The sequence below is a fragment of the Aquibacillus koreensis genome (assembly GCF_025154055.1).
GTDB classification, from domain to species: domain Bacteria; phylum Bacillota; class Bacilli; order Bacillales; family Amphibacillaceae; genus Aquibacillus_C; species Aquibacillus_C koreensis.
On sequence record NZ_JAOALK010000032.1, the window covers coordinates 62054 to 76153 of the forward strand.

Annotated in this window: 10 protein-coding genes; 1 reads left to right on the forward strand and 9 read right to left on the reverse strand. The window is 37.4% G+C overall.

Going from position 1 to position 14100, the window contains the following annotated elements:
• Window positions 1–223 precede the first annotated feature (223 nt).
• Window positions 224–1582, forward strand: a complete 1359-nt coding sequence (locus NYQ66_RS08435; RefSeq protein WP_259868790.1) for an MATE family efflux transporter — start codon at window positions 224–226, stop codon at window positions 1580–1582.
• Between the two features lie 51 nt (window positions 1583–1633).
• On the opposite strand, the gene NYQ66_RS08440 is transcribed toward NYQ66_RS08435, so the two are convergent.
• The 9 genes from NYQ66_RS08440 to NYQ66_RS08480 form a co-directional block, all read right to left on the reverse strand.
• Window positions 1634–1960: a YnfA family protein gene (locus NYQ66_RS08440; RefSeq protein WP_259868791.1), complete on the reverse strand. Its 327-nt coding sequence runs from the start codon at window positions 1958–1960 to the stop codon at window positions 1634–1636.
• Between the two features lie 147 nt (window positions 1961–2107).
• Window positions 2108–3538, reverse strand: coding sequence for an aldehyde dehydrogenase family protein (locus NYQ66_RS08445; protein WP_259868793.1), 1431 nt, complete (start codon window positions 3536–3538; stop codon window positions 2108–2110).
• A 224-nt stretch (window positions 3539–3762) separates the two neighbouring features.
• On the reverse strand, window positions 3763–4953 hold the full coding sequence (locus NYQ66_RS08450) for a NupC/NupG family nucleoside CNT transporter (RefSeq protein WP_259868794.1): 1191 nt from the start codon (window positions 4951–4953) through the stop codon (window positions 3763–3765).
• 139 nt (window positions 4954–5092) lie between these two features.
• Window positions 5093–5593: a hypothetical protein gene (locus NYQ66_RS08455; protein WP_259868795.1), complete on the reverse strand. Its 501-nt coding sequence runs from the start codon at window positions 5591–5593 to the stop codon at window positions 5093–5095.
• A 112-nt stretch (window positions 5594–5705) separates the two neighbouring features.
• Window positions 5706–6995, reverse strand: coding sequence for an NCS2 family permease (locus tag NYQ66_RS08460; protein ID WP_259868796.1), 1290 nt, complete (start codon window positions 6993–6995; stop codon window positions 5706–5708).
• A gap of 142 nt (window positions 6996–7137) precedes the next feature.
• Window positions 7138–8019: a hypothetical protein gene (locus NYQ66_RS08465; protein WP_259868798.1), complete on the reverse strand. Its 882-nt coding sequence runs from the start codon at window positions 8017–8019 to the stop codon at window positions 7138–7140.
• Window positions 8020–8170: 151 nt separating this feature from the next.
• On the reverse strand, window positions 8171–9331 hold the full coding sequence (yhbH, locus tag NYQ66_RS08470; protein ID WP_259868800.1) for a sporulation protein YhbH: 1161 nt from the start codon (window positions 9329–9331) through the stop codon (window positions 8171–8173).
• 449 nt (window positions 9332–9780) lie between these two features.
• Window positions 9781–11061: a 2-oxoglutarate dehydrogenase complex dihydrolipoyllysine-residue succinyltransferase gene (odhB, locus tag NYQ66_RS08475; protein ID WP_259868801.1), complete on the reverse strand. Its 1281-nt coding sequence runs from the start codon at window positions 11059–11061 to the stop codon at window positions 9781–9783.
• Window positions 11058–13910, reverse strand: coding sequence for a 2-oxoglutarate dehydrogenase E1 component (locus NYQ66_RS08480; RefSeq protein WP_259868803.1), 2853 nt, complete (start codon window positions 13908–13910; stop codon window positions 11058–11060). Before NYQ66_RS08480 ends, odhB begins: the two co-directional genes overlap by 4 nt.
• Window positions 13911–14100: the final 190 nt, after the last annotated feature.

Here is a 14100-nt window from a genome sequence, read left to right on the forward strand (position 1 = left end):
TTAGAAAAACTCGCCTTCGCTCGACCTTTGGCGAATGCATTAGTTTTTCTTATACTTGGTACATTAAATTTTTTACTACGTCGGTTATACTTCAAAGCCAAAAATTAATGCTTTTAACGTACAAAGTAATGGAAGCTGCATAACTTCCTACATGTAATAAACACGAAACTGTGCTATAATCCTCTTCTATCCTAATTCAAATCTAAATAAAAAGGAAGAGCATATGTTTGAAACTAACACAATAAAGCAAAAAATGAAATTGTTTTTTTATATCCTTATACCTATTTTAATAACACAATTAAGTATGTATGCAATGAATTTTTTCGACACAGTTATGTCAGGTAATGCAGGTGCCGAAGAATTAGCAGGAGTTGCTATTGGGTCCAGTCTTTGGGTACCAATATCAATGGGGATCACTGGAATCTTAATGGCACTTTCCCCGATCGTCGCACAGATGATTGGAGCCAAACAAGAAGATGAAGTACCAGAGACCGTTCAACAAGGGATATATTTATCTATTGCAATAGGGATTCTTGTATCTATTATCGGATTTATCTTGATTGATCCTATTTTAACTGTTATGGACTTAGAGTCACACGTTCGTTATGTTGCGAAGTATTACCTTATAACGATCGGGATTGGCATTATCCCATTGTTCGTTTATAACTTACTTCGCTGTTACATCGATGCATTGGGTCAAACGCGTATTTCGATGTTTATTATATTGTTATCTTTACCTCTAAATGTCGTTTTTAATTATGTATTTATCTTTGGTAAGTTTGGCATTCCTGCACTTGGCGGGATTGGTGCTGGTATTGCTTCCGCTTTAACCTACTGGATTTCTTGTGGGATATCCATCCTTATTGTCTACAAAGTGCGCCCATTCCGGTCACACAATATTTTTAGTACATGGACAGTACCATCCATTAAAAAGTGGTGGGAGTTATTAAAAGTTGGTGTGCCAATCGGATTTTCTATCTTTTTTGAAGTAAGTATTTTTTCAGCCGTTACCTTATTTATGAGTGTGTACTCCACATTTACGATCGCAGCGCACCAAGCTGCAATTAACTTCGCATCTTTTTTATATATGATTCCATTTAGCATTGCCATGACCCTAACGATTGCAGTCGGTTATGAAGTAGGGGCAAAACGAATAAAAGATGCTCGTGTGTATTCATATATGGGAATTATTGCGGGAGTCTTTATTGCTTTTCTTGCAGGCTTTATCCTTTATACCTTTGATGACCCGGTTGCAAAGCTATACAATGAAAATCCAGAAGTAATTGAACTAACGAAGAACTTCCTGTTTTTTGCGATTTTCTTTCAGTTTGCAGATGCGTTTGGCGCACCGCTTCAAGGTGTTTTACGAGGGTACAAAGATGTTAATATTACCTTTTGGATGTCTCTTGTTTCTTATTGGTTGATCGGACTTCCTAGCGGTTGGTTGTTTGCTAACTACACCGACTTTGGGCCCTATGGCTATTGGATGGGACTGATTATTGGATTAAGCGCTGGTGCAATCACGTTGTTTGGACGAATGTATTTTCTACAACGAAAATTATTAATAAAATATAATGGATAACAAGGACTGCTACTTGTCCTTGTTTTATTTTGTCTACGAACAAAAGGATATCTAATGACGTGGGGCAAATAACATGATTGAAACACCGATTATACAGATTGCCGCACCGACCCAGTCATACAAATCTGGTGCCTTCTTGTCAATTCCCCATCCCCAAAGCACGGATAGAATAATAAAGACACCCCCATACGCCGCATACACTCTTCCAAACGAAGGAAAGGTTTGAAAAGTTGCAATTACACCATATAAAGCTAATGCAAGACCACCACCTATACCCCAATGAAATGGTTTTCCTTCTCTCAACCAAAGCCAAATGAGATAGCCTCCACCGATCTCAGCAAGACCAGCAAACAGAAATAATAGGATTGCTTGAATCATTGTCAACACACCTTTGTTTATGTATGTACTAGAGATAAATCTATTCCTATTATTCCATACTGTTTATTATTCTGTAAAAAAACAAGAGAAAAGCGCATGGCCCTCAAGTAAACCATACGCTTTCCCACATTAATATTTTCACTTTCATTAGTGATCTAGGTTTAATACAATTAATCGTTCTTCCGTCATTTCCTCAATGGAATACTTTGGTCCCTCTTTCCCATTACCACTATCTTTTACACCGCCATATGGCATCAGATCAACACGGTATTGTGAAGCGTCGTTAATCATTAGTCCCCCAACTTCTACTTTTCTAGCTGCATAAAAGGCAGTGTCTAGATTTTTTGTAAATATCCCGCCTTGTAATCCATATGGAGATTCATTTATTTCATCGATACACTTGTCCATGTCTTTGAAAGGCATCAAGCTTACAATAGGGGCAAATACTTCCTCACATACCACCCGCATGTCTTTTGTTGTATCGCAGAGCACAGTAGGTTGTAAAACCGCACCTTCTCGTTGTCCTCCGTGAATAAGTTTTGCACCGCCATTTATGGCTTCTTCTATCCATTCTTCTGCACGTTCTGCTTCTTTTTCTGAGATCATTGGTCCAACATCGGTATCAGGATGATTTGGGTCACCAACTGTTAATGCACGAACTTGTTCGACAAAGTATTGTTGAAACTCACCCAACACTTCTTCATGCACGTATAAACGTTGTACGGAAATACATACTTGTCCTGCATAGGCAAAACTCTTTTGCGCAATTACCTTGGCTGCTTTTTCGATATCTGCTTCTTTATCTACAATAACCGGTGAATTATTCCCAAGTTCTAAAATTAGCTTTCTTAAACCTGTGTTTTGTTTTAGTTTTAGCCCTACTTCTGCGCTACCTGTGAACGTAAAAAGATTAATTCTAGGATCACGCATCATCGCTTCGCCTACTGTTGAACCAGAACCAACTACAACATTAAATAGTCCGGTTGGGAGACCTGCTTGTTCCACTATTTCTGCTAGTTTTAATGCAGTTATTGGTGTAGCACTTGCAGGTTTTAACACAACCGCATTTCCTGCAGCAAGGGCTGGTGCTATTTTATGCGCCACTAAGTTTAATGGAAAATTAAAAGGGCTAATTGCTCCAACAACTCCGACCGGAACTTTTATCGTAAATGCCATTCGATTTTCAGAGCCAGGAGCTGCCTCTACAGGTACACCTTCCCCATGGATTCGTTTAGCTTCCTCTGCTGCAACTTCAAAGGTTTGTGCAGAACGCTCAATTTCATTTTGTGCTTGCTTTAATGGTTTACCTGCTTCTTTTGTAATACATGCCGCTAACGTGTTTTTATTTTCAAGCAGCAATTCTCCAATACGCTTCAATATAGTAAACCTTTCATAAGGCGGAAGTTGCTTTTGTTTATAGGCAGCTTGTGCACTTGTAATGGCAAGATCAACCTCTTGTTCCCCTGCTTTTGAAACAGTTGCGTAAACCTCTTGTGTATATTTATCTAAAACACTTAATTGTTCCTTTGTTTCTATCCATTTGCCGTCAATATATAGCTTGTATGATCGTTTCGACATACATGATTCCTCCCCGGAAATATGTTCTCCATTGTTTTATTCCACTTTATGTAAAGCTTAAACTTTTAGATTAGAAAACTCGCATTCGATCGGCCTATAGCGAGTGTGTTATTTTATTTTCCAGTAGCAAGCTTCAATTATATAATTGAAGCTTCTCATTAATATGAGAAGCCTTTGTATTATAGGTGCTATTAACTTCCCTATGTTAAATCTATTTCTACCTTTTATAAAAATAATCCTGCCATTGTTGCAGATAGAATTGAACCTAACGTTGCACCGACTAGTAATTTTAACCCAAATCTTGAAACGGCAACGCCTTTTTCGTTATCAATTCCTTGGACCGTACCCGCAATAATACCAATTGAGGAGAAATTTGCAAAGCTTGTTAAGAAGACGGATACAATCCCAACTGTTTTCACACTAAAAACGTCTACTAACGGTTGTAATTCAAGCATCGCAACAAATTCATTCGTAACAATTTTCGTGCCCATAATACCACCGGCTTGGATTACCTCACTCGGGGAAATCCCCATTAATATCCCAATAGGAGCTAGAACATACCCTAAGATTTGTTGGATGGTTGTCCCACCAAAAATCGCTTGAATTATCCAATTGACTAATTCTAATGAAGCAATAAATGCAATTAACATTGCCGCTACGATCAATGCAATCTTCCCGCCATCAAGCGCACCGTTTCCCATAGCTTCAAAGACACTCTTTGAATTTGTTACATTTTTTATATCAATTTGATCGTCTTTTTTATCTACTTCAACTGGAGCAATTATAGAAGCTACAATTAAGGAACTAAACATATTCAAAGGCAATGCCACTAACACATATTGCGGAGGCAACATCTGCATGTAAGCACCAATAATTGAGGCAGATACAGAGCCCATGGCAGAAGCACTTACGATATACAACCGATTGTTATTCAGATAATGGAATTGTGATTTTACCGCTAGCAGAGCTTCTGATTGCCCGAAAAATATGCTATTCACGGCATTAAATGATTCTACCTTAGGTAATCCAGTTATTTTTGATATAAAACCACCTAAATAACGGATCAAAACTGGTAGAATACGTAAATAAGTCAAAACAGATAACAATGTAGAGAAAAAAATGATTAATAACAAAACATTGAAGAAAAAAACACTTTCGCCATCTTCTACCATTAGTCCTCCAACAACAAAGCTAACCCCAGCAGTGCCAAACTCAATCAATTTATTAAAAACTGCCGAAATTCCATTAATAATGGAACTCCCAATGGTTGTTTTAAACATAAACCAAGTAGTCAAGACCTGAGCAAGTAGCATGACACCAATGCCAATAAAATTTACATTCTTTCGATCATTAGACATGAAGTATGCAATTACTAAAACAACGAATATCGCTAATAAACCAAGAATAATATCCACTACCATTCCTCCTTGAACATTTCATGCAGTCCTACTTTTCCCTGATGATACTTTTTTAATCAAGGTGAAATGTAGTGGAATTGTTGGAGTTTAAAAGAATTTAAAGGTACCAAGCTTTGCTTGATACCTTTTTACTTCATTATGAGTGAAATGATTTAGCAACCATAACCAAATCCGTCTTTGTAACGGACGGATTATTTCCATACTCACTAGAACGATATGTAATTTTATACGTAATTCCATCTTTTTGCCATGACAATACTTTTGCATAGGAATTATCGATATACGCTCCATTAATTTTTTCCGAAATGGATACAATCTCAGGACTCATTAACTCTTCATTCATTTCTCCATCGATAAATTGAATGGAAAGCAAATCATTATCCCTCGTATAAAAACTAACGTCTAGTGCCTCTATTTCTGTATCTCTTAAGACGTATTGATCAGAAACTACAATTTCCATTTCAATTGGCACATAACCCGGAATTTCAGGACGAAACGATAGTTGTTCTACTGCCTGTTCCACCTCGTTTTTTTCATAAGGGTAAAAGCCTTCAGGAATGGATTGTTTTTGTTGACAGCCCGCTACCCCAATAATTACAAAGAGTAGAAATATAAGGCCTTTGGCTAATTGCTTCAACGTCGAAGACCCCCTTTTTTTGTACTCATTATATAGACGTATGTACTAGGTTACAGGTTGCAGTTTTTGACAAAAAAAGTAGAAAAAAATAAAAAACCCTTGTGAGGGTTTTTTAATGAACTGGGAAAAATACCATTTGTATAATAAAAATAATTCCAAATACATACAACAAGCCGTGCACTTCTTTTCCTTTTCCACCTAACAAATTCATTAACGGATACGTAATAAAACCGATAGCAATTCCAGTTGCTATGCTTGAGGTTAGTGGCATCGTTAAAATGATTGCAAACGCAGGAAACGCTTCATCAAACTTTTTCCAATCCACGCGTGCTAAGCCTTCCATCATAAAACAACCTACAATAATTAGCACTGGAGCTGTAATTGCTGGAAGAGAAGAAATAGCTGAAATAATTGGTGAAAAGAACATGGATAAAATAAACAATAAACCTACTACCAACGAGGTTAATCCTGTTCTTCCACCTGCACTTACTCCTGATGATGATTCAATATAAGCAGAAGATGGGCTCGTCCCAAACATGGCACCTGTTGTCGTCGCTACCGCATCTGCCATAAGCGCAGATTTTGCTCTTGGTAATTTACCGTCTTTCATAAGCCCTGCTTGTTCAGACACACCGATAATCGTTCCCGTCGTATCAAATAAGGTAACGAGTAAGAAAACAAATACAATTCCATATAATCCATGTGAAAAGACACCCATAATATCGATATCAAAGAATACTGGTGCCGGTGGGGATGATACAACGCTATCAAACTTAAGATGACCTGTAAAGAATCCAATTATTCCGGTCACAAGCATACCAATAAAAAGTGCACCTTTTACGTTTAAGGAGATCAAAGCTATTATAATAAATAAACCTACAATGGATAAAAGAGTCATTGATTGATGTAGATCACCAAGTGTTACAAGAGTGGCATCATTTGCTTGTACAATCCCCGCATCTCTCAACCCAATAAAGGCGATAAACAGGCCAATTCCAGCCGTTATGCCATATTTCAATGCTGGCGGTATAGCAGCTATTAATGTTTCTCTTAGTTTGGTCAAGCTAAGTAAAATAAATAAAATCCCAGCTAAAAATACTGTACCAAAAATAATTTGATAAGATAATCCTTCCATGCCTACCACTGTTGCAAAGTAAGCATTCAAGCCCATTCCTGGTGCAATTGCAATTGGATAGTTCGCAAAAAAGGCCATAATGATCGTACCAAGTGCAGCAGATATGATCGTTGCCATGAACACTTGTTCAAACGGGATACCTACTCCCGATAAAATGGCAGGATTAACGATGATAATATATACCATGGTCAAGAAAGTTGTAATTCCTGCTATTACTTCTGTTCTTATGTTTGTCCGATTTTCCTTTAATTTAAAAAAGTTTGTCATAAGTTTCACCTAACTTTACGAATATTAAACACAACATTATCTATAATATTCGTTTTTGGGTGATACATCAACCATAAACTATACAAATTCTGCATTTTGTAACATTATTGTTAGAAAATTTAATCTAAACAACATTGCATAGTTATTTAGAAAAGTCATTTGTAACATTGGAAACAGCAGAACCGTCCCCCTGTTTCCTGTACACCTTTATATATATAAAGCGTGATAGAAAGGTCATTACTATGTGAACGGGTAATGCACCAAGCAGGTATTTGGTATTTAATTTTAGGAAACCCCAATGTGCTAAAGTGAAATCAATTAACAATTGGTAAACGATCAAGCTAATACGCTTTATTAGACCAGGCTTTCCTGAATTCCTCATTGCAATAAAAGAAATAAAAAGGCTATACAGAGGAACTATAATAAAGTGTTCCTTCCACGAGTGATAGTTTCCACGCCCAAACCTTACTTTACGTCTAATAGCGGAAGCATAAAGGAAAGATACATAAATGACTTCAATAGACAAGTAATGTGTGATTGCCAAAGCCCATTTTCTGTTTTTGGAAAAGGCTAAATAAAAGCGATCACTAATATAAAAGTACACGTTCAACAAGACAAAAGTATAGACAGGCTTCCACCAGTTCACCTTATATACGCGTAACCAAATAAAAAATTTTTCTATAACGTAGTAAAAAATACTGATGATAACCTTCCAATACCACTTCATCTTACACAGAGTAAGGAATGTGGCGGAGATAGGTACATACAAAGCTTGTGAAAAAATAGCTCCAAATACTGCATCTACATGACGATTTTTAAATATAGACGGCTTATATTTATAACCACGGAATAAATTCAGAATTATATATTCAAATAAGTATGCAAATCCCGTATTTGTTAAAAACAAAAACCAAACATTTCTTTGTTTATGTCGTTTTAAAAGCAACAAAAGTAGAAGCGAATGGATTGCTGCTAATAGAAAAAAAGGTATCGATTTATTATTAATGACATTATTTTTTTTCACGATAATAACCACCAGTTTATTGCAGATATAGAGGTATCTTTTACTTATTTGCAGAAATTATGAATGTATTCTGTCGTATATTACTGTTTTTTAAAATGGAGAATTTGATAAAGCTAAGTAAAAAACCGCCCCTACATAGGGCGGTTATCACTTATGCATATATTTCTTCATTTTGGGTTCCAAAAAACTTCTTCATTGCATAGAATACATCGGCTTTGTTTTTTAACACATAATAGCTAAACTTTGGATCTTCGATTTGTTTGAATACTTGCATGAGTGTGGAATGACGGTTGTATTGGTTGACTTCACCATATCCAAACATACTAGAGTATTCAATCAACTCTTGAACTAAGGAGACACATCGTCTGTTATCTGAAGTTAAATTATCACCATCTGAGAAGTGGAAAGGATAAATGTTATATCTGCTTGGAGAGTACTTTTTCTCAATCAGCTCCAGTGCTTTCCGGTATGCAGATGAACAGATTGTACCTCCACTCTCCCCTTTATAGAAGAAAGAATCTTCATCAACGACTTTTGCTTCTGTATGATGGGCGATGAATTCAATTTCAACAGTTTCGTATTTCCTTCGTAGAAAACGTGTCATCCAAAAGAAGAAACTTCTGGCCATATACTTTTCAAATTGGCCCATGGATCCACTTGTATCCATCATTGCTAGGACTACTGCTTTCGATTCTGGTTTCTCAATATCATCCCAAGTTTTGAAACGCAAGTCATCTGGAAAGATTGGATTGAATTGCGATTTACCATCCATTGCATTACGTTTGAATGCTTCAAGCATCGTTCGTTTTTTGTCAATGTTACCTTGTAGCCCTTTCTTACGAATATCTCTAAATTCTACGTCAGTTGTGATAATGTTATCCTTTTCCTTCTGTTGTAAATTGGGTAATTCTAATTGATTAAAAAAGGCTTCCTCCAACTCTTCAAAGGAAACTTCTGCTTCATAATAATCTTCTCCAGGTTGATCTCCTGCACCTTCTCCTTTGCCTGGTCCTTTGGCAGGTTTACCGTCTTTTGCTACAACATCACCTATATCACTATTGCCATCACCTTGACCTGCATGTTTATTTTTTTCTTGGCTGTAACGAATCTTGTACTCATCAAGTGATCGGATTGGAATGCGCACTACATCTTTCCCTCGCGACATGATAATGTTTTCTTCACTTACTAGATCGGGGAGCTTTTTCTTGAGGACGTCTTGAACTTTGTCTTGGTGGCGTTTTTGATCGTCATACCCTTTTCGGTGGAGGGACCAATCTTCTTCTGAAATCACAAAACTTTTGGAATCAGCCATGTAATACCCTCCTTTATTTGTATTATTTTATTGTATGCAAGCAAATCGATTTTGATTAAACTTTTTGTAAAATTCAATTAAATAGGACATTATCTTTCATAATATCTGTTTATTAGCCGATTGTTGATAATGACGCTTTTTCTCTAAACTCTGCATTAACTGTTCCACCCGCTCCACAAGTGCAATTGGCTCCCTTTCCACGGGCAAGAAGAAGATGAGGACCCCACAGGGAGCGGGCTTTGCGAGCGAGGAGGCTCAGCGCGAGTCCGTGGAAAGCGAAGTGTATTTCCGGAACGGTAGAACGATATTATAATTACTAGTTATTGCAGTGTTTGTATCAAATTCGCATACAAAGGATAACGATGATTTTTTTTGTGAAACTATCATTTTAGAGTGATAATAGAAAAAAACGCTGATCCCTTGTGTAAGGGACCAACGTCTCATTATAGTTAACCTTCTAGTAACAAATCATATGGATCTTCTAGTAATTCTTTAATACGAACTAAGAATTGTACCGCTTCTTTTCCATCTACAATTCTATGATCATAGGAAAGTGCGATATACATCATTGGACGAACTTCAATGGAATCATCTGGCATCACAACTGGACGCTTTTGAATCGAGTGCATGCCTAGAATCCCAACTTGTGGTGTATTAAGAATTGGTGTCGATAGTAACGAACCAAATATACCGCCATTCGTAATCGTAAATGTACCACCTTGTAAATCATTTAATTGCAGTTGTTTTTCTTTCGCTTTTTTACCTAATCGGCCAATTTCTGACTCGACTCCAGCAAAGTCTAAACGATCAGCATCACGAACTACTGGTACAACTAACCCGTCATCCGTCGATACGGCAATACCAATATCATAAAATTTCTTAAGTACAATTTCATTATCTTGAATCTCTGCATTAATTAATGGGAAATCTTTTAATGCAGCAACAACAGCTTTCGTAAAGAAGGACATAAATCCTAGTTTTACACCGTGTTTTTCTAGGAATTTATCTTTACGTTCACTACGAAGCTTCATCACAGCGGTCATATCAACTTCATTAAAAGTAGTTAACATCGCTGCATTGTGTTGTGCTTCGACTAGGCGATTCGCGATCGTTTGACGACGACGTGACATTTTCACTCGCTCTACTGGCTTATCAAACTCAGTCTTCTCTGTAGATGTAGATTCACTCTTACTTTGTTTAGGTGCTTCACTTTTCTTTTTAGAACCGCTTGCATGTGCTTCGATATCTTCTGGACGAATGCGACCTAATGGATCTCGAGGTGACACGTCTTGTAAGTTGATACCTAATTCACGCGCACGCTTTCTTGCAGCGGGTGATGCAACTACCTCACCATTTTTAGATGCAGGTTTTTCTTCTTGTTTCTTTTCTTCTTGATTGTCATCGGATGGTTTTGCTTCTTCTTTTTTCTCTGACTCTTTTGCTTCTTTTGGTTCTTCCTCTTTGGAATCAGAAGAAGTAGATCCTCCTGCTTCGCCATTCTCGTCTACTTTAGCAATAACATCTCCAACTGAAACGTCATCACCTTCTTGTTTTAGTACCTCTGCTATCACACCAGAGTAGTCTGCGTTTACTTCCACATTTACTTTATCAGTTTCAAGCTCTAAAATGGGATCCCCTTTTTGAACTTGATCGCCTTCTTTAACAAGCCACTCTGCGATCGTGCCTTCTGTAATAGATTCTGCTAATTCTGGGACTTTTATTTCCTTCACTTGGAATCTCCTCCTTTAGACAGCTCTAAGGCTTCTCGAACAATTCGGTTTTGTTCTGTTTTGTGTATGTTAGGTTCCCCAACTGCTGGTGACGAACGTTCAGGACGTCCAATGTATTTTAATTCTATTTCCCCATCAAGTAATTTAAATAATGGCTCTTTAACAAAATTCCAGCTTCCCATATTTCTAGGCTCTTCTTGTACCCAAACAACTTCTTCTAGATTTGGGCAGTTTTTAATGACATGTTCAATATCATTTTGAGGGAATGGATATATTTGTTCTAGTCTTAACACATGAATTTCATCATGTTTTTGTTCAGCATTACTCATCGATTCTTCGATATCTACCATTACTTTTCCACTACCAATGATTAAACGTTTCGCTTTTTTCGTTGTTAAAGGTAAACCCGGTTGTTGAATTAATGGTCTGAATTTTCCTTTTGTAAATGCTTCCACATCCGAAACAACGCGTTGATTACGTAATAGGCTCTTTGGTGTCATCACAATTAATGGTCGAGCCGACTCGCTATTAACTAACGCAGCTTGGCGTCTAAGTAAATGAAAAAACTGTGCACTTGTTGTCACATTAGCAACAATCCAGTTATTCTCAGCAGCTAACGTTAAGAACCGTTCTATACGTGCACTGGAGTGCTCAGGACCTTGCCCCTCATACCCGTGTGGAAGAAGCATAACCATATTGGATTTTTCTCCCCATTTTGCTCGGCCGGAAGAGATGAACTGGTCAAAAATGACTTGACCTGCATTGGCAAAATCACCAAATTGAGCTTCCCATAACACTAACGTTTTTGGAGCTTCTACACTGTATCCATATTCAAAACCTAGAACACCAGCTTCTGATAATGGACTGTTGTGGATATCGAACGTTGCTTTTGCCTGCTCTAATCCATGCATAGGACAATACGTTTCACCTGTTTCTACGTCGTGTAAAACAAGATGACGGTGTGCAAACGTACCACGTTCTGAATCTTGACCTGTTAAACGAATTGGAATGCCATCCTGTAAGATAGAAGCATAAGCTAATGCCTCTCCAGTAGCCCAATCGGCTTTACCTTCTTGATCAAACGTTTCACTACGCTTTTTCAATATTCTTTCTAACTTTTTAAAACTATTAAAACCGTCCGGACGATTTAGTAGTCCTTTATTTAATGCCTTTAACTCATCTAAAGGAACGGCCGTTTCTATATCTGCTAAACCGTTACGCAAAGCTTTTGGAACTGGCTTTGCCTCTGCTTCACCAGTGCTGTTTTCTTTCATGTTAGTATAAATATCATTTAATTTTTGGAATACAGCATCCATCATCACTTCCAAAGTGTTATCTTCAATAAGACCAGCTTCTTGAAGCTTTTTGGCATAAATGGTAGCAACAGTATCATGCTCATCAATTTGTTTATATAGTTGCGGTTGTGTCGCTCTTGGTTCATCCATTTCATTATGACCATATCGACGGTAACCTACTAGATCAATTAAGAAATCCTTATGGAATGTGTTTCTATATTCATAAGCAAGCTGTACAGCCGATACACAGGCTTCTGGATCATCCGCATTTACGTGAATAATTGGGATTTCAAATCCTTTGGCTAAGTCACTAGCATATCTCGTGGATCTACCTTGGTTCTGACTCGTAGTAAATCCGACCTGATTATTCGCAATAAGGTGAATCGTACCACCCGTAGAATATCCAGGTAAAGCACCCATGTTAAGTGTTTCTGCAACAACACCTTCGCCAATAAACGCAGCATCACCATGAATTAGAATACTTAGCGCCTTATTAATACTGTTCTTCGGATATCCTCGTTCGAATCGGAAATCTTGTGCGGCACGAGTAAAGCCTTGCACAACAGGATTCACAAATTCTAAATGTGACGGATTATGAGCTAGCGTAATTCGAGTTGGAGATGGTTTTTCTTCCCCTGCTTTTCTTTCAGCACCAAAGTGATACTTTACATCTCCAGTCCATCCATACGTAATCGCTCTCGAGCCTGCAGATGGAATTAACTCTTTATCGGAAGAATGATGGAATTCTGAAAAAAGCTTATCAAATGGCTTTCCTAATATGTGCGTTAAAACACTTAATCGACCGCGGTGAGCCATGCCCATTAAGATGTTTTCCGTATCATCGTAAAAAGATAGCTGAACGATGCGGTCTAGCATTGGAACCATCATTTCTAAACCTTCGATAGAAAATCGTTTTTGCGCAACAAATGTTTTTGCTAGAAAGTTTTCAAAACCTTCTACATCTGCTATTTTCTCTAATAATTGTTTTTTCTCTTCATTATTAAAATCTACTTTATATGACCCGGTTTCCACTTTTTGTTGCAGCCATTCACGCTCTGCATCATTATTCACATGGTCATATTCAAATGAAATCGTACCTACATATTGCTTCTTTAGGAATTCAATGACGTCTTGCGCTGTTTTCACATGGTTGTTAGAATTTTCCCAAATGAGTTCAGAAGGAATCGCTTCCAAATCTTCTTTCTCTAAACCATACGTGCGTGGGTCAATTAGTGATGATGTACGATTTTTGTCTTGCCCAACAGGGTAGATATCTGCCTCCAAATGACCATAACGACGAATAGCCTCAACAAGCTTCATTGCTGAGGTTATCTTCTTTATATCATTGGATGAAGTTGTTTGAGCAATAGCTTTACCATTTACCCCTTCTGTTTCTAGCCATTCTGGAGCACCATATACTTCAAAAAGTGTTTTGATAGACGGATCGACCGCTTCAGGATTCTCCAAATATGTTTCATACTGTTCTTCTACGTATCCCATGTTTGGACCATGGAAATTTTTCCAGAATCTTTCACTAGATTCTTGCTGTGTCACGTCTTATACCCCCATTAGAAGTTCGCATTCTTCTACTACTTTCTTTCCCATCCAAGTTCATTATAGAATTACCTTCTTGCTACATCAACTAATATACCCTATTTTATATACGGAAACAACATATTAGTTAGGATAATTCGAATGATTTTGTAAATTCAAAAATAGTACGAATACTGAGATTGATTAAAAT

Coding starts and splice junctions, on each gene's coding strand:
- NYQ66_RS08435 (WP_259868790.1), top strand. CDS start 224: ATGTTTGAAACTAACACAATAAAGCAAAAAATGAAATTGTTTTTTTAT.
- NYQ66_RS08440 (WP_259868791.1), bottom strand. CDS start 1,960: ATGATTCAAGCAATCCTATTATTTCTGTTTGCTGGTCTTGCTGAGATC.
- NYQ66_RS08445 (WP_259868793.1), bottom strand. CDS start 3,538: ATGTCGAAACGATCATACAAGCTATATATTGACGGCAAATGGATAGAA.
- NYQ66_RS08460 (WP_259868796.1), bottom strand. CDS start 6,995: ATGACAAACTTTTTTAAATTAAAGGAAAATCGGACAAACATAAGAACA.
- yhbH (WP_259868800.1), bottom strand. CDS start 9,331: ATGGCTGATTCCAAAAGTTTTGTGATTTCAGAAGAAGATTGGTCCCTC.